The organism is Spirochaetota bacterium, assembly GCA_017999915.1.
Taxonomy (GTDB): Bacteria; Spirochaetota; UBA4802; order UBA4802; family UBA5550; genus RBG-16-49-21.
Map to the genome: position 1 here is coordinate 629,682 of JAGNKX010000001.1, position 17,930 is coordinate 647,611.

Sequence of the window (17,930 nt, forward strand, 5' to 3'; positions counted from 1 at the left end):
ACTCAAGAATAAGAATAATGTATAAGAGCGGGTTTGAATTAAAAATACAGCATTAATTATTATGTGGCAACCATTTAATAACCACGTTTAATTTTCAACTCTAAATTTATAATTTTATTTCTGGCCTGATTGGATTTATAATCAAAGGCGATGGCGTTCCGATAATACGTGATGGCTTCATTCAGCTTATCCATTCGTTCCAGCGCAGAGGCAATATTCCATCGTACTTTGCCGGCGTTTAGCTTGGTATATTCATTCTCAATCTGGCGAAGCTCTGTTTCTTTTTTACCTTTGATGTCCATCAGGTTTTCATATTCCTCATACTGCTCAAAATTCTCATTTTTAAGGAGGTTTGATTTCAAATTCCTGATTTTCAAGGTCAACTCGGCGATCTCATTCTTTTTATTTTTAACTTCAACGGATATTTTTTCCTGGTATGAGATGGTCTCGGTATAAAACCGAACGGCATCGTCAAACTCGAGCTCCTGCAAGGATATATCTGCCTTGTATTCATAAGTTTTGGATATTTTAAATATCTCGTTTTTAGGAAGAAACTGCAGGGCTTTATTCAATGACTCAAGGGCCAGAGCATAGTTCCCGGTACGAAGATACGCGATATGGCCAAGAGCAAATTGAATATGACCGTCATCCGGTTTTTTTTCAAGATATTTGATATAGTATTTTTCCGTTTCAAGATACTTGGCAATATCTTCATAGAGATTGCCAAGCATGAGATAGAGTTCAGGCGACAGTGGCTTATCGGTACCCGAGAGGTACCTCTCAAGGTGATAGATGGCCCGTTTTTTCATGCCTGTCCTGTACAGGGCACGGCCCAACTCCAGGGAGTAATCGAAATTATCCATGTTGAGGGAACTGGCTGTTTCAAGAACGTCGATATAGGCGGTAAAATGGTTCCGCTTTTTGAAGATCTGGGATATTTCATAATAAATGATATCATCCTTTTTATCTTCAATTTTCTTAAAACGCAGGCATTGAATATAGTGATTCAGGGAATAATCAAAATTGGTTAACTTGAAATAGTTGCGGGCGGCGTACAGGTGAAGGGACGAGACGTCAGGTTTATCTTCGATGAAGAACGGTTCAGCCTTGCGGTTCCTGAAAAGCATTTTAAGATCGACATCTTTCATGACGTTTTTCATGGTGATGAATCCGGTGGGAATACGCTTGTCATCGACGCGGGTCAGATAAAAATCATTGAGCCTTTTATTGATAATCTCAAGGGATTTGGCATAATTCCCGTTGGAGTAATGACTGATATAATCCTCTGATTCGGCGACCTGTGATAAGGCGGGAATTGTCAGTAAGAAACATATGACAGCCGCAGCGAGAGTGATGGCCAGTTTCTTGATACTCATGATATTACATGCTTCCAGTTTCTCCATTAATATATTATCGGAAAAAAAGGAAGAAAAAAAAGCCTTTTATGGTATTCTGAAGATTATCATGGTAATATCATCATGCTGCGGTATGGCGCCGGTGAATTTATCTATTTCTTTGATGACTGATTTTATCATATCCTGCGGATGTTTGCCTTCGCTTGCCAGCAGAGTTTTCTGAAAACGATCCAGTCCGAATTCATTATTGTCGGCGTCCATGGCTTCATCAACGCCATCCGTATATTGCACGAAATAATCACCCTTTTGCAAGGCGAACTCTTTTATGTCAATAGCCTTTGAGAAGGTTTCGCCGGCAATAACTCCCAGTGCGATGCCCCCCGCAGTTAAATTGAGTATTTTTCCGTTCCTGATAATAATAGGTCCGAAGTGTCCGGCGCTGGAGTAGGTTATTTTCAAGGATTTAAGGTTAAGTATTCCGTAAAACATGGTTACGAAATAACCGCTGGCGGTGTTATTTTTCAAATATTCATTGATGCTCTCGATTATTTTCTTTGTATTGGTTGTTTTCGTGCAATAGGTATGGAGCAGCGTTCTTGTCATTGCCATGACCAGGCCTGAACCGACGCCGTGACCTGAAACATCGGCAATGGTAATGCCGACCTGGTCATTGTCCAAAACGATGCAATCGTAATAATCGCCTCCAGACTCGGTTTGGGCCGAATAATATGCTCCGAATTCGATGCCTTTCAGCTCCGGCAGGGCTGCCGGGAGCAGCGCCGCCTGTATCTGCTGGGCGGTCAGCAATTCCTTTTCCATGCGGACTTTTTCAATTTTTATATCCTCGGCCTTTTTCAGGTTCAACGTCATGACGTTGAAAATATCCGCCAGTCTCCCTATCTCATCGGAGCCGGGAATGTCGATTTCTTTTTCAAGATTGCCCTTGCCGATCTCAATCGCCCCGTCCTCCAGTGTCTTAATGGATCTGATGATGAAAGTGGGGAAGAGGAGAGCGAGGAAAATGGCCCGCAGCAATATCGATATCATGAGATTGATGATTTCATTTTCGCTTTTAACCATTTCCGGAAAATACTTGGCCCTGTACAGGTACAGGCCGAGAACGCCGGCGAGGTCCTTGCGGAAGGAAATACGGGCAAGCTCGTCAAGGGTTTTATCTGATGAAACATGGATTTCGAATTGGGTAAGACGCTGAAAGCACTCTGACCAGACCCGTGCTTTAATCGCTTTTGTAAAGGAGGGGATGCCGTGCTTTTTCAGGATCTCTTCCCAGATTGTTAATGTACGGGATATGGTTATCGTTCCATTCCTGATGTTCCTGTCCATCATGTCGTTAAAGTCTTCGGTCAATTCTTGCAACTGGGCTGGTTTCAGCCTGGTCACTGTTGATTTGGCCAGAAGAAAATTCAGGAGGATGTTCCTGCTTTTTTCCGAGGATAATTCGATAGTATAATCGAGATGCAAACCCTGGCTGAGGATATTTTTGAGGAATTGCCGGGGCAGCCTTTTTTTCTTTTCAAGATACTGCTGAACCGTTGCTTTGGAGGGGGATTGGCGCTTGAATTCCAGATATTCGCTGTAAAGGGTCGGTTTTTCCCTGAAAATGGGTATACCCATAATTACATAGCTGGGTTTATTTTCAAAAAGATATTTGTATTGCTCCTGGACATCAGTGACAGAGGCAAAACCGATGAAGGGGCCTATATCTATATTATTCATGTAGTGATTGATGATGGTCGGCTCAAGGAGTGGGTCATTTCTTCCGTTTTTCTGCATGAAGGGATCGCCGGAAATGCGGTTAAAGTAAACATAGTGTGTCTGGTCCCACTGTTTCCAATCAATTGTGACATCCTGCCAGTTGCAATCAACCATGTAGGCGATATCCAGGATTCTGTCCTCTTTAATATCTCTAAGAGCTTCTTTGCCGATAACAGAAGAAAAATAAGTGCTCATTTTTTTCAGCGCTTCCGTCTGCTGTTTCGTCATGAAGACTCGGTTCATTGGAGGAATTGTTTGGGCTTGATCGGAGGATAGCATATGCTTATTGACAAGGAATATTCTGGCCTGGTCTGAGATGCCTTCAAGAATCGTTGCGCCCTGTCGCTGCAGGGAATCCTTTATCTTCTTTTCATGCTGGTTGAGCAGGGCAATGCCGATCATTGTTGATACAAGGAGTACTGCCAGTATAATAATGATGGAAAACTTGAAACGGATTCCGAAAATGATTCTTCGTATTGGTATTTTTCTTTTTTTCATCAGTCATTAATCGTTCGATTTTTTTTGGGATAAGGAAATGAAAAAATTGTAGAGCGCCGAAAAAGCAAAGCCGGCAATGAGGCTGTCAAAAGCCGCGTACATGGTGTTTATTGCTATCCCCGGGATACGGGATGTTATGGTTCCTTCAATGTTCTCAATTATCGAAAGTCCGCCATTGGGGTGAATTGATTCGAACAACCGAACGACCTCAATGCCAAAATTGTTTATTGAACACCATATAAACAGTATCAGCATCGGTAGGGTTCCGATGATCAGTGTCGTTATGGAAAACCATTTAATATTCAGTTTCATACTTGGCCTCTTTATACAGAACCTTGGGTAAATTTACTATATATTATATGAATAATTGTGTTAGTCAATTAAATATTTTTCATATATTATCAATGGCTAAAAAGGAATTTTATCATTTTTTATGTTTGTATTAAGGCTGTCCTCCAGGGATTTCTTCATTCAAGGATTATAGATTGATGAAAAAATATTTGAAAAATTATTGATACTGTTTATTGGTTGTATTTACCGCTTCTGAAATTTTAACTGATGGCAAGAAATTTAATGAAAATTCTTTTAACAAACGATGATGGTATACATTCAGAAGGTATTAATTCATTATTCAATATAATGTCAGAACGTCATGATGTTTACATGATTGCGCCACGTAGCGAACAGAGCGCCTGTTCGAATGCCATCACGGTGCGAACCAAGCTGAATATTAAAAAAATCGGTGAATGCAAGTTTTCCGTAAACGGGTTTCCCGCCGATTGCGTTATCATAGGACTGAGCGGAACATTCATTCCCGATATTGATCTCGTTGTCTCAGGTATTAATCACGGTCCCAATGTGGGGGATGACCTGGTGTTTTCCGGCACAGTGGGAGCCGCTCGAACCGGCTACATGTTCGGCAAGTCCGCCATCGCCATATCAATTAATTCCTACCATCGTCCATCACGGTATTCAGATGATGCATCGCGGTTCCTTGTTGAATTCATCGAACAAAACATCCACCATGGACACGGCTCATCAGCGTTGCCGGAAGAAAAGAGAAAAGACCATAAAACTGGAAAACATTTTTTTAATATTAATTATCCCGATCTTCCCATTGAGAAAATTCAAGGGTGCAAAATGACCTATGTGGGAAGAAGAATCTACAGAGATTCCTTTACAACAACAGATTTCAATTCTGACGAAGCGGTGGTTCAGATGGGTGGATATATAGAATCGATCCGGGCCGATGGATCAGATACCACTGAGCTTGAAAAAGGCTTTATATCCATTACGCCATTGATGACGGATTGTACCGATTACGGTTCTTTGAAAAAAATATCAGGAAGAAGTCATGGCTGATATTACAATCCAGGATAAAATAGATGGTTTTCTCAATTCAGCCATGAAAAAGTTCGTAATCCGGGATTATGAAAAGGCAATCCGGGATCTGAAATCCGCTGAAATGCTGGACAGGGAGAACCCGGAAATACTTTACAATATTGGCGTGAGTTATTGCCGCATGGGTCTGGATAGGTCGGCCATAGAGTACTTTAAGAAGATATTGAAGCTCAAGCAAACCTTTATCGATTCCCTGGTTGTCAAGAAACTGCTTGCCTATGCCCTGATCCGATTGAAACAATATGACGAATCACTGGATCTCTTGCAACAGGTCATGCAGTTACTTCCGTCAGATGCGGCAGCATTAAACATGAAGGGATACTGCCTGGAGGCCCTGGGCAGACTTGATGATGCATTGCAGGTGTATACAACTATCATTGAGCATGAAAAAGGTAATTACAACGCCTATAATTCAATTGCTTATATACTGTCAAAATCCGGGGGGGATCTTGCGAAGGCATTGAAATACGCTCGTATCGCCTATGATGCAAATAATAATAATCCGGCATATCTTGACACTATGGGGTATGTGTATTTAAAAATGGGTAACATTGATCTTGCCAGGCAATATTTAGCCTTAGCATTGGAAAAAGCGCCCCTTTCAGATGAGATAAAAAATCATATTCTGGAATGTGAAAAAAAGGGTGCTTTATGATATATATGCGCTCATGGTGCAAATCAATTGTTTTGTCTTTAGAATCAGGTGCCGATAAATTTATATATATGTTTTATACCAAAATAACGAATTAATATCTTGACAATTCTGCTATTTTGAAAACTATTTGAATATAATAGAAAGGATTAGACGATGAAATATCAGCATAAAATAACATCGGATATGATCAGCAGCATCCCCGTAATAATTATCGAGGGAGATTTAACATCTGATGCGGATAGTGATGCAAAGGGTGTTTATTCTGATGTGAAGGAAAAATATTCTTCGCAAAAAATCATTGTTAATTTTGAAAATACCAAGTATATCAATTCTTCCGGTATTGCAACGCTGATCCACATCATACAGGATGTTAATGAAAAGGGCGGAACCATAGCCTTTGTTGGCATGTCGGACCATCTAAAGAAAGTAATGAACATAGTCGGTATATCAGATTTCGTCCAGATTTATAACTCAAACAATGATGCGATAAAAGCCATGTAATTTTCGGCATGCGGTCAATTCGTATTCCTTATTTCCATCATGCCGGATCATTCACAATAGGTTTTATTTTTTAAAATTTTAAAACTTGATCGTGGGCGGAATATCATGGCTGAAAAGACAAAAATAATTGAAGATTTAATTTTCGTTATAGATGCCGGCACCCAATCCATTCGAGCAGCACTGATTGACCTCCAGGGAACTATTCGCGATATCGTTAAGACACCCATAGAGCCGTATTTCTCCGAACAACCTGGCTGGGCTGAACAGGATCCGGAATACTACTGGAAAGTCCTTTGCCTCACCTGCAAAAAACTCATGAAAAAAAATTCCACCCGCGTCAGTGCAATTCGGGGCGTGACTATTACAACACAGCGGGGAACGGTCGTAAACCTTGACAAACTGGGGAATCCTCTCCGGCCGGCCATTACCTGGCTGGACCAGCGAAAGGCGGAAAAAAAGGAATGGCCGCCGCTCCATCTGGCTGCGGCGTTAAAAGCGGTAAAGATGTATGAATCGGCTGTGCATACATACCGTGAAACAGAATCGAATTGGATTCGGCAGTACCAGCCGAAGCTCTGGGAGCAAACTCACAAGTTTCTTCTTATTTCCGGTTTTTTCTCATACCGACTCACCGGAGAGTACGTCGATTCAATCGGCAGCACCGTGGGATATGTTCCCTTCGATTATAAGGCTCATACTTGGATGAAGAAGAGCGACATCAAGTGGGGCATTTTTGATTATGACCTCTCCCTTATGCCGTCACTGGTCAAACCGACAGAGATAATGGGTCAGATAACCAAAAAGGCTGCCCGTGAGACCGGCATCCCGGCTGGCCTGCCGGTCATTGCCGCTGCGGCGGATAAGGCTTGCGAGGTCCTCGGATCAGGCTGTCTTACACCGAAAATCGCCTGCCTGAGCTATGGGACCACTGCGACCATCGAGACCACCAATGATAAATACACGGAAGTGGTTCCATTTTTCCCTCCCTATCCGAGCGCGGTGCCCGGCGCATATAATACCGAAGTCATGATCTTCCGCGGCTACTGGATGGTTAGCTGGTTTAAGAAAGAATTCGGCCTTCGTGAAGTAGAGATCGCACAAAAGAAGAAGATCCCGCCGGAAGCTCTTTTCGACGAACTGGTGAGGAATATTCCGCCTGGTTCCATGGGGCTCACCCTTCAACCATACTGGTCGCCGGGTGTGAAAATACCGGGACCGGAGGCGAAGGGGGCCATTATCGGGTTCGGCGATGTGCACACCAGGGCCCATATCTACCGCGCGATTTTGGAAGGTCTTGCCTATGCACTGAAGGAAGGCGCGGCACGGACTGAAAAGAGGAATAAAATAAAAATCGAGCGGCTTCGCGTGTCCGGTGGAGGATCACAGAGTTCCGTGGCCATGCAGATTACCGCTGATATTTTCAACTTGCCGGCTGAAAGGCCTCACACCTATGAAACATCAGCCCTGGGCGCTGCCATTGACGCGGCAGTAGGGCTTTCACTCTATCCTGATTTTACCAGTGCCGTTAAGGCCATGACTCGGACTCGGGACACCTTTGAGCCGATTCCTGAAAACAGGGATATATATGAAAAACTGTATGAAAAGATATACTTAAAAATGTATGACCGGTTAAAAACGTTCTATGATGATATCAGGGATATCACCGGGTATCCGCAAAAAATACATTAAGGGGCACAGGTCGCCTGTGTCATTTGAATTATGATGTTTTTGTATGAATATTATTATTTTGAAAGGGAGTAGTTATGGCGGTATTTCAGTATTCATCATCAAAACAAGGACCAGTGACCCTTATTACAATAGGCGGGAGTTTGGACGCTGAGACCTCACCGAAATTTCATTCGAAAATCAAGGGTGAGATTGAAAAGGGAGCAAGGAAAGTCGTATGCAACATGGAACGACTGGACTATATTGCCAGTGCGGGGCTCGGTGTCCTCATCAGCGCCAATGATGAATTAAGCAAGCATGGCGGAGAGATAAGGATCGCCGCAATGAATGAAAAAATTAGGAAAATTTTCAAGCTACTCGGCTTTCTCACCCTGTTTAAAATTTTCGAAAATGATCAACAAGCCATTGACTCATTCTGATGAAGCGGAAATGAAGCAGGATTGCTCTATGGCGGAAATCCCTGATAAAATAACCATCGATGTGCCGAGGATAATCAGCAAATTGGATCATGTGCGGGATTCCGTGGTTGAATTCCTCAAACAGCATGATATCAGCGAGGCATCCGCATCTCGTATCGAATTGTCGGTATATGAAGCAGTGGTCAACATAGTCGAGCACTCTTCACATTATAAAAAAAATGACACGATCCATGTGGAATGCATGCTCCATGGCGATGAAGTGATCATTACCATAAATCATTTCGGGGATAAATTCGATATTACCAAGGCCGAACTGCCGGACATTGAAAAGCATTATAAATCCGGGAAGATGAGGGGCCTGGGTATATATTTCATCATGACCTTGATGGATAAGGTGGAATATTCCCATGAAGCCATGCAGAATACCCTGACCATGACAAAAAAAGTATAAAGGTGACACGGCGCACTGCCGGGTCAGTTGTGATATAATTCGCACTTTCCCGACATGAGGTATTTAACGCTTTCATCGAGCCCGTCGAGGGTGAGCTCAAACATGGGGAAAATGCCCCGGATCATCCTGATGGTCTGGACATAGTTCCACGAGCGGGCGGGAATGGGATTGAGCCATATGATATTCTTGAATTTATCCTTGAACCGCTGAAGCCATACGATGCCGGGCGTATCGTTGTGATACCAGTAGTCTATGGCGCCGTTCACCCAGGTCAATTCGGAAGGAGCCATTTCGCCGTCCCCGACGATAATCACCTTATAGTCATTGTCCTCGCTCCGTATCAGGTCCTGCGATGATATGGTCTTATTTCTTTCAATATCTGTCCATAATTCCTGGTATATGCAGTTGTGGAAATAATAATGCTTGAATTTGCTGATCTGGGAGGAGGCGGCAGAGAAGAGCCTGCTTGCCAGCTCAGCGTAGGGAGTCATGGAGCCGCCCACGTCCATAAGGAGCATGACTTTTGATGCCTTCTTTTCCTTGTTCTCCCATATGAGCTCGATCTCCCCGGCGTTTTTGCAGGTCGCATCGATTGTTTCTTCAACATTGAGCTTTTCGCCCATGCCGATGGGCAGGAGCGAACGGAGGTGAGAGAGGGCGACCTTCATCTGTCGCGTGTCCAGGGTGATGTCGCTGGAATAGTTGCGGAAGGTCCTTTTTTCCGCGATCTGGACAGCCCTGTGATGACGCGATTCTCCCTGGCCGATGCGGATGCCAGCCGGATTATACCCCCATGCCCCCTGGGTCGAACGCCCTCCGGTGCCGATTGCCTTGTTTCCTCCCACGTGATCTTTATAGTGACCGGCCTTTAACTGTTCCTCGAAATTCTTGAGGATTTCATCGAGATTGAGCTGCTCGATCTCTTTTTTCTCTTCTTCGGTAAGATGTAACTCTTTGACTTTTTTCAGGCCGGCAAGTATCTCCTCCAGCATTTCATCGGTGGTCTCGATATCCTTGAAGGTGTCAAGAAAGGCCATGTCGTATTTATCGAAATGGATTTCATGTTTTACCAGGATCGATTTTGCGATATAATAGAAATCCGTCAGGCTGCAGTTGTTCAGATTCAATGACAGGGCGTGATGGAGGGTCATCCATTCATGGATGGAAACAGGGACGCCGTGCGATTTGAGAGAAAAAAAGAAATTAATAAACATCCCTGGTCCTCATGCTGGTATTGTAAGCATAATGGGACTTCCCAGATTTTTCAACCAGATCGACATCCTCCTTCTTCTTGAGAAGGGTTCCGACAAAGGGGAGCTCTTTTTCTATGGCCTTCGCAGAAATGCCGCCTACCTGAAGTGCCTGGAGCCAGTCAATAAGCTCGCTCGTGGAGGGCTTTTTCCTGAGCATGTCGAATTCACGGATCCAGTAAAAGCGCTTCAGCGCCTCCCTGAGAAGGGTTTTCTCGATTTTTGGATAATGCACTTTGATGATGTCTTCCATGAGCTCAGTATCAGGGAACTCGATGTAATGGAATATGCAGCGGCGTAGGAACGGATCAGGCAGCTCCTTTTCGCTGTTGGAGGTTATGATCATGATGGGACGGTGCTTCGCCTTGATGATCTCGCCCGTTTCAGGGATATAGAAACTCATCTCGTCAAGCTCGTTCAGGAGATCGTTGGGGAATTCCAATTCAGCCTTGTCAATCTCATCGATGAGGAGAACGACCTGCTCTTCCGATTTAAAGGCCTCTCCCAGCTTGCCAAGCTTGATATACTGCTTTATATCAGATACGTTCCCGTCACCGAATCGGGCATCATTAAGCCTCTGTACGGTGTCATAAACATAGAGACCTTCTTTCGCCTTGGTCGTGGATTTTATATTCCATATGATGAGCTCCTTTCCAAGACCCTTTGCGATTGAATGGGCGAGCAGTGTCTTTCCGGTCCCGGGTTCTCCCTTAACAATGAGAGGACGCTCAAGGGCTATGGAAACATTGACATTGTCCCTAAGAGCCTGTGACAATACATAATCATCGGATCCCTTGAAATGATTCATTGCAATTCACCTTTTTTTATTTTTAATATACTATATAAAATTCCTTTTAATTGTACCACATTGACTAAATTACACCATATCGTAAACTGTTAACTATCCAATATTACAATACAAAATAATACATTATTGATGGCAAGTATTTTTACCAATCTCATTTATTAATTCAAGGGTTCGATTATCGTTCGATTCTTGGTTTTACCCTGGAACATCGGTGTATTTCACGGAGCTGAGAGGGCGGGATATATCATTCACCCCACTGGTCGGAAATGCCATCGGAAAAAATAAAAGGTCCCGTTAGTCGTCACAGCAGGTTTTTTCTATACGGCCAGGTGATAGAAATAGTCATATTACCTTGTTGCCGGGGGTATCCTGTCCAGGTTCTTCACGTAAGGGTTCTACATGGCCTTGAGTTGCTATACCATGAATATGCTAAAATTCAATGGTTGGTTTTATTTCAAAAACATCCGGACTTATACTTGGCTTCTGGCCGGAAAAGATACGTCATACCTGCATTCTATATGTTTCATTCTTTCAGCAGGTTTTGCATTATCGAATGAATGACCCCGGGCGGAGTTTTCACGCCCGGTGACACAACAGCGGCTATGATATCGAATAGCGGAGTATCCGCTCATGCCGTCAGCAGGAGCACCCTCCTTCACCGCAGGATCCGCTGCTGCATGAATCGTCATCACAGCAGCTGCAGCCGCTCTCCAGCTGTGCTTCGTTGTTGATGGCGAGAATTTTCACTGCGAAGTGAAGGGTCTTCCCGGCAAGGGGATGATTGAGGTCGAGTATAACCGTTTCCCCATTGACCTCGGTTATCCTCGCCGGAATGAGACTGCCGTTTTCCATCTGGATGGATATGATCATTCCCGGCTCGGGGTTGAAATTGGACTGCATCTCGGCCAGAGGTATGTTCATGACAAAATCATTGTTGTATTCGCCGTAGCCGTCTTCCGGGCTGATCGATATTTTTTTTTCGTCATCGATGTTCATGCCGATCACCGCACGGTCGAGCCCGACGATAATCGAACCTGAACCGACCTGGAATTCAAGAGGGTCTCCGTCCACATTGGAATCGAAAATTTCTCCATTGTCAAAGGTCCCGGTATATTGGATCTGTACGAATTTTCCTTCTTCAACCATTGTATTCTCCTTGGTGTGTGTGAGTTTGCTTTCTGATGGGCCAGGGTGCAGGATATCAGAATTATGACATTATCTTATAGATAAGATAAATTGTAAATTCAAATTTATCAAATATAAAAGTGAGGAAAATTAATAATTAAGGATATCATCTCGCTATATCTGATCCTTGCTGTTTTTTACGATTTTTTTCATAAAGCGCGAGGAGGCGCACCGCCTGGAGTGTAACCCATTTGCTTTTATTCCCTATGTGTTTTCTCGGTTCATTGCCGAACATCATACCGGTTTGAGCGTTTTCCATGTTCCAGGACCCGTCACTGTTTTGTTTTGATATGATGAGGTTAAATGCTTCCCCTGCCCTCCTGTCACCGAGAAAGCCCGCTTTTGCAATGAAAAGTGTTCCCAGGAGTATATCGTATTGAGACATAACCGGGTATCCGAGCAGGCGGAAATCATGGTTCCATGAAGGCCTGGGCCGTATCGGATCACCCTGGCTGGTTTTGTACAATGAGCGCCGGAGAAAATATTCTGCCGCAATGGATATTGCGGCGTCATACTGTTTTGTGCCGGTGATCTGCTTGTAATCCACAAGGGCCATTGAGCAGGCTATGGTAGCATAGATGCAGCTGGTGACGGAATGATCGTGTTCCCTTTTCAGTCCTGATCCGGGTTTATTAAGCAGGATCAGCTTTAACTGATCACAGGTGCCGGCGAGGGGACAATGGAGCCATCCGCCGTCATGGCGCTGATGCGTCGCAATCCACTCAATGCCGCGGCAAATGTTTTCGTCTTTGAAGCCGGCTTTGAGGAGGAGCCGTATCAAGTCACCGGTTCTGCAGGCTAATTCTGTCAGAGGCTTCCATTGCAATGAGAACCCGCCTGATCGAGTTTGATAATGGGAAATAATGAACTCTGCGGAATTCTGAATGATCAACGATCGCTTGTCAAGACCTCGTTCGATTGCTTCGGCAAAGCACCATACAATGCCGTGATAAAAGACATCATCATTGTTGATGTTTCCAAGGAGAATCCTTTTTTTACTGACCATTTTTTCTATGGAAGGTGTTTCCAGAATGGCTCCATAGAGGCTATCGCAGGCGGGATCTTCTAATATTTCCTTGCTCGCCAGGTATCGTATTGAAGGATCCGAATCCTCAAGAAGCCAAACAAGGGGGCTGTTGCTCAAATATTTACTGTTTATATACATTGACATAATACAATAGAACAGGATGGAATTATGTCAAATTATTTACCCAAGAAAATAAGAATTGGTTTTAATACAATAATAAGCGGACGGCCTTTTTTCAATTGAAAATGTTAATTCCAGACTGTATTATTAAATAGGATAAAGGCTATCGGACGCTGTTCAATATATATGATATTTATCTTGTAAAATTGACAAATTGATGAAAAAAATTTAAAAAAATGAATATTTTATACCGTTAATGAAATGTAGGCACAGGTATCAAGTTTTTGATAAACAATGCCAGGGTGGATGCATATGGATGAATATATACCTGAAAATAATCTCGTTGTCTTGTTTCTGTTGATGATCATAACCTGCGGTTTCTATTATTTCTGGTGGCTTGCACGGGTCAGCAGGGCCTTCGAGGATGATCCCATCATCAATATCCTGTTGACCATATTTACCATTGGAATATGGGGATTATATCTGAATTTGAAATATCTGCAAAAATCGGAACTAATGAATGGCCGGGATGCAAAATGGTACATGATCCTGTTTTTACCGTGTGTGTTTATATTCCCGATCATTATTCAGCATAATTTAAATGAAAAATTTTTCCCGGGTCGTTAAGCTGAACAGGAGCCAGCAATGATAGTCAGATGTACGAGCTGTAAATCTGCTTTTGCCGTTGATGACGATAAGGTCATGGGTAAAAAATTCGCATTTACCTGTCCGAAATGCGACCATGAAAATATAATCGACAACAGGAAAGAAGCGGTGGCTTCAATGACGGGACCGACTGTCATAGATGAAGCGCACAACGAAACACCGGCGCGTTCTTCCCGGGATAAAGCCGCGATCGGCACCGGACCGGAAAGCATGTTCGATGAAGTCCCGGCGCCCCATGTTCCGGAGCGTGCGGCTAAGAGAGATCTTCTCGCCGATGACGAAATGCTTCTTGATGATTCGGTGATGGTCGATACCGATGATCTATCGGGACTTGCAGAACCGGAAAAAATTGAAGGTATGGATACGTCAATCGATCACAGCGACCTCCCTCCTGCTGATGATATGCGTTCCGACGTTCCATTGGACGATTTGAACATTGATGATGATTTAAAAGATCTCGGTATAACTGATATTGATCTGGAAACAGAGGAGACCCATCCTAAGAAAAAGGGAAAAACAGCCGGAAAGGAAGAAGATTCAATAACCTTCGATGACCTGGATCTGGATATCGACACGGGTGCATCAGACTCAAGCTTAATCCTTGATGAAATGGAGCCTAAAAGTGTCGCCGAAGAACCGATTGAACTGGATGAAATTGATGATATTGAAAAACTTCTTGCGGAAGATGAAAAGAAAAAGGAAATTATAGACGATTTTGAGCCACTTGAAGTAGAATCGGAACACATAGCTTCCAAACGCCTGGAGCCGGATATGGTTCTTGACGAGGAGATACAAACAGAAGAGGTCTACCGGGCTAAGGATTCAATGGAAGATGAGAGCATAACCATAGACCTTGATAATCTTGACATCGACCTGGAAGAGGGGGGCGATGTGACGGATAAGCCGAAAGGGAAGGCGACCGCCGCTCCCGGAGGCGCGGAGAAAGAGGGCGTGCTCCATGACGATGAAGATGAGAGCATAACCATAGATATTGATAATCTTGACATCGACCTGGAAGAGGGGGGCGATGTGACAGATAAGCCGAAAGGGAAGGCGACCGCCGCTTCCGGAGGTGCGGAGAAAGAGGGCGTGCTCCATGATGATGAAGATGAGAGCATAACCATAGACCTTGATAATCTTGACATCGACCTTGAAGAGGGGGGCGATGTGACGGATAAGCCGAAAGGGAAGGCGACCGCCGCTCCCGGAGGTGCGGAGAAAGAGGGCATGCTCCATGAAGATGAAGATGAGAGCATAACCATAGATATTGATAATCTTGACATCGACCTGGAAGAGGGGGGCGATGTGACGGATAAGCCGAAAGGGAAGGCGACTGCCGCTCCCGGAGGTGCGGAGAAAGAGGGCATGCTCCATGAAGATGAAGATGAGAGTATAACCATAGATATTGACACCCTTGATATAGACCTGGAGGAATCGAAAGAGATTTCTAAAGGGGAAAGCCACGAGGAGCTCGATCTCGATCTTTCAGATTTCTCAGAAGAGACAATTCAGGAACTGGAGGAAGTCGGAAAGGCCCCGAAGGACAAGGATGATGAGGATATTACGCTGGACCTGAATACGCTCGATATATCCCTCGAGGAAAGTAACGAGATAAAGAAGGGGGAGGACCTTGACGAAGACGAGAAACTGACCCTTGAGGATGCGGGCCTGACAATTGAAGAGTTGACCAATGATGAGTTAATAACGGTATCGTCTAAGGGAGAGGAAAAACAAGACGAAGATGATTTTGCATTGAGCGTTGATGATATGGGCCCAGACATCGACATGAATCAAATCGAGAAGGAATTGAAAGAAGCGGAATCAATCCTGGTGGAGCAACCACGAAAAAAGAAAGACCTTCTTGTTGTTGATGAATTGTCCGATCTTCCGGAAATAGATTTTGACAAGGATTTGGAGCTGATCGGTGTCGAATCCGGAGCGAGTAAAGCGGCTGGAGCAGGGATAGCAATCGGAGCAGGGATGGCGGCTGGAGCTGGCATTTCGGCTATCTCAAAAAATGAAGACGAATTGTTCAAGCTTGACGATAGAGAAAAAGGCATACCGGGGCAGGGTGGGCTTCAGAAGAAAATTCCCGACATGGTCACGCGCGGGGCCGTTAACTTTTCCATCGATTATTCCATAAAGTATTCACGGTTTGGCGCAGTCCTGAGGCTTTTTGGGCTCTTTTTTCTGGCCCTCATCCCGCACTATATAGTCTTCTTCGTGTATAATGTACTGTCAATCATTCTCGGATTTATCAATCATATTGTGGTAATTTTTACAGAGAAGAACATCGAGGATTTTTCGGAAATCCATGAAAATACCCTTCGATATCTTCTGTCAATAAGCGCTTCATCGATCGGTATCGTGGAGGAGATGCCTATCTACGCAGGTCGTGATAACATCGATTATCCGCTGCAGATGCGTATCGTCTTTCCTCTCCGCTCATCGAGACTGCTGGCGTTTCTCCGGTTGTCAGGGATCGGCATAATCCTGCTGACATTGCCGCACCTGGTTATCATGGGGCTTATGAGCATTGTCATACCCATAGTATTTATCGTAGGGATTCTCTCGGTCCTCATAACCGGCGGCTGGCCCCATGTGCTCTTTGATTTTATGACCAGGTATTACCAGTACGTCGCTCGGGTGCTGGCATTCAGCATCGGCATAATCGACGTGTATCCAAAGTTCAAGTTTGATTGACAAACTTCACCAGAACCGACCTGGTTCTGGGTCCGTCAAACTCGCAGAAATAGATCCCCTGCCATGTACCCAGGCACAGGCGGCCGTTTTCGATGATGACCATCTCCGAGCATCCGATGAGGGACGATTTTAGATGGGCCGGTGAATTACCCTCGGCATGGCTGAAAATGACCTCGTCGAATTTCAGGTGGCGCAATCCTTTGATCATATCTTTTCGCACGGCAGGGTCGGCGTTTTCATTGATAGTGATGGCGGCCGTTGTGTGGGGCGTGTATACGAGGCAGACCCCGTCGGTGATTCCGCTTCGTTCAATAATGGAACGGATCTGGCCGGTGATATCGATTAGTTCCTCTGAAGCCCTGCTTTGAACGGTGATTGATTCAGCCATTGGCACCTCCCTGACTCGATACAAAGGCATCCATCATAAACCTGACGCTTTCGCCCAGGGCCTGGAGATTATATCCCCCTTCCAGAAAAGAGATGACTCTGCCGCTGCAATGGACATCAGCCACAGCCATAATCATTCTTGTAAAGTTCCCGAAAGTTTCAGAGCTGAGTCTGATAGAAGAAAGGGGGTCGTTCCGGTGGGCGTCGAATCCCGCGGATATGAGGACGATTTCCGGCTTAAATGAATCAAGGGCCGGGATCACTTTGTTCTGGAACGCAGGCATGTATTCATGCTCCGAGCTCCCGGCGCGCATCGGGATGTTGATGGTGTAGCCTTTGCCGGAACCTGTTCCGCATTCAGAGGCGGAGCCGGTGCCGGGATAGTGGGGATGCTCATGGAGGCTGATATACAGGATGGTGTTGTCTTGCTCAAAGGAATGCTGCGTTCCATTCCCATGGTGCACATCCCAATCCACAATGGCGATTTTGCCAACGCCGTGGCGGTTTTGAAGATAGCGTGAGGCAATGGCAATATTGTTGAAAATGCAAAAGCCGGCGGCGCAGTCACGTTCCGCGTGGTGGCCCGGCGGACGAAGGGCGCAAAAGCCATTAATTGCCCGTTGTTCCATGACGGCGTCGCACATGGCAAGGGAGCCTCCCACAGCCTTCAGGGCCACGTCAAAGGAGTAGGGGCATACGGCCGTATCCATTGAATCAAGATATTGCTGACCGCCTTTTATCTTCTTTTCAACGCGCTTGATATAGGCACGCGAGTGTATGGCCTCAATATGCTTCATCTCCGGCAAGGCAGAGGTCAGTTTCAGGAGATTGTCATAATACGGGGCTTCGGACATGGCAATGCTGATATGCATGAGCCGCTCAGGTTTTTCCGGGTGTCCCCAGCCGGTATCATGCTGCAGGTAAACCGAATCAAATAAATATGCAGTGGTCATAGATTAGTGCTTAACTCTTACAGATTGATTGTTTTGTCCTTTGGTAATATACAATTTCCCTGGGTTGTGTCAAATTAATATTTAAACAG

The 17,930-nt window shown here is 44.8% G+C and carries 17 protein-coding genes; 8 read left to right on the top strand and 9 right to left on the bottom strand.

The annotated features are described in order from the left end of the window. Positions 1-74: 74 nt before the first annotated feature. The 3 genes from KA369_02655 to KA369_02665 form a co-directional block, all read right to left on the bottom strand. On the bottom strand, positions 75-1,376 hold the full coding sequence (locus KA369_02655; protein MBP7734852.1) for a tetratricopeptide repeat protein: 1,302 nt from the start codon (positions 1,374-1,376) through the stop codon (positions 75-77). Positions 1,377-1,442: 66 nt separating this feature from the next. Next, positions 1,443-3,629, bottom strand: a complete 2,187-nt coding sequence (locus tag KA369_02660; protein MBP7734853.1) for a SpoIIE family protein phosphatase — start codon at positions 3,627-3,629, stop codon at positions 1,443-1,445. A 6-nt stretch (positions 3,630-3,635) separates the two neighbouring features. Beyond that, on the bottom strand, positions 3,636-3,941 hold the full coding sequence (locus tag KA369_02665; GenBank protein MBP7734854.1) for a hypothetical protein: 306 nt from the start codon (positions 3,939-3,941) through the stop codon (positions 3,636-3,638). A gap of 261 nt (positions 3,942-4,202) precedes the next feature. Between KA369_02665 and surE the strand changes: the two genes are divergently transcribed. From surE to KA369_02695, 6 genes are all read left to right on the top strand, one after another. Continuing rightward, positions 4,203-4,991 carry a 5'/3'-nucleotidase SurE gene (surE, locus tag KA369_02670; protein MBP7734855.1) on the top strand — a complete coding sequence of 263 codons (789 nt, stop codon included), beginning with the start codon at positions 4,203-4,205 and terminating at the stop codon, positions 4,989-4,991. Then, positions 4,984-5,685, top strand: coding sequence for a tetratricopeptide repeat protein (locus tag KA369_02675; GenBank protein MBP7734856.1), 702 nt, complete (start codon positions 4,984-4,986; stop codon positions 5,683-5,685). Before surE ends, KA369_02675 begins: the two co-directional genes overlap by 8 nt. 153 nt (positions 5,686-5,838) lie before the next feature. After that, complete coding sequence (locus KA369_02680; GenBank protein MBP7734857.1) at positions 5,839-6,186, top strand: STAS domain-containing protein; 348 nt, start codon at positions 5,839-5,841, stop codon at positions 6,184-6,186. 105 nt (positions 6,187-6,291) lie between these two features. Then, positions 6,292-7,875 (top strand): FGGY-family carbohydrate kinase, encoded by a 1,584-nt coding sequence (locus tag KA369_02685; GenBank protein ID MBP7734858.1) that lies wholly within the window; start codon positions 6,292-6,294, stop codon positions 7,873-7,875. A gap of 74 nt (positions 7,876-7,949) precedes the next feature. Continuing rightward, positions 7,950-8,291, top strand: coding sequence for an STAS domain-containing protein (locus tag KA369_02690; protein ID MBP7734859.1), 342 nt, complete (start codon positions 7,950-7,952; stop codon positions 8,289-8,291). A gap of 28 nt (positions 8,292-8,319) precedes the next feature. Next, the gene (locus tag KA369_02695; protein ID MBP7734860.1) at positions 8,320-8,742 is read left to right on the top strand and encodes an ATP-binding protein; all 423 of its coding nucleotides are present in this window, start codon (positions 8,320-8,322) and stop codon (positions 8,740-8,742) included. 23 nt (positions 8,743-8,765) lie between these two features. On the opposite strand, the gene KA369_02700 is transcribed toward KA369_02695, so the two are convergent. From KA369_02700 to KA369_02715, 4 genes are all read right to left on the bottom strand, one after another. Next, positions 8,766-9,956: a VWA containing CoxE family protein gene (locus KA369_02700; protein MBP7734861.1), complete on the bottom strand. Its 1,191-nt coding sequence runs from the start codon at positions 9,954-9,956 to the stop codon at positions 8,766-8,768. Further along, entirely contained in the window at positions 9,946-10,800 is an 855-nt protein-coding gene (locus KA369_02705; protein MBP7734862.1) for a MoxR family ATPase, read from the bottom strand. The genes KA369_02700 and KA369_02705 overlap by 11 nt, the downstream gene beginning before the upstream one ends. A gap of 636 nt (positions 10,801-11,436) precedes the next feature. After that, positions 11,437-11,946, bottom strand: coding sequence for a peptidylprolyl isomerase (locus tag KA369_02710; protein MBP7734863.1), 510 nt, complete (start codon positions 11,944-11,946; stop codon positions 11,437-11,439). A 145-nt stretch (positions 11,947-12,091) separates the two neighbouring features. Beyond that, complete coding sequence (locus KA369_02715; GenBank protein ID MBP7734864.1) at positions 12,092-13,129, bottom strand: hypothetical protein; 1,038 nt, start codon at positions 13,127-13,129, stop codon at positions 12,092-12,094. Positions 13,130-13,444: 315 nt separating this feature from the next. On the opposite strand from KA369_02715, the gene KA369_02720 reads away from it, so the two are divergent. Both KA369_02720 and KA369_02725 read left to right on the top strand, forming a co-directional pair. Beyond that, positions 13,445-13,759, top strand: coding sequence for a DUF4234 domain-containing protein (locus KA369_02720; GenBank protein ID MBP7734865.1), 315 nt, complete (start codon positions 13,445-13,447; stop codon positions 13,757-13,759). Between the two features lie 18 nt (positions 13,760-13,777). Continuing rightward, positions 13,778-16,501: a zinc-ribbon domain-containing protein gene (locus KA369_02725; protein MBP7734866.1), complete on the top strand. Its 2,724-nt coding sequence runs from the start codon at positions 13,778-13,780 to the stop codon at positions 16,499-16,501. Here KA369_02725 and KA369_02730 read toward each other — a convergent pair. Then, entirely contained in the window at positions 16,488-16,889 is a 402-nt protein-coding gene (locus KA369_02730) for a secondary thiamine-phosphate synthase enzyme YjbQ (GenBank protein MBP7734867.1), read from the bottom strand. The two genes, KA369_02725 and KA369_02730, sit on opposite strands and share 14 nt — an antisense overlap. Beyond that, positions 16,882-17,841, bottom strand: coding sequence for a histone deacetylase (locus tag KA369_02735; GenBank protein MBP7734868.1), 960 nt, complete (start codon positions 17,839-17,841; stop codon positions 16,882-16,884). Before KA369_02735 ends, KA369_02730 begins: the two co-directional genes overlap by 8 nt. Positions 17,842-17,930: the final 89 nt, after the last annotated feature.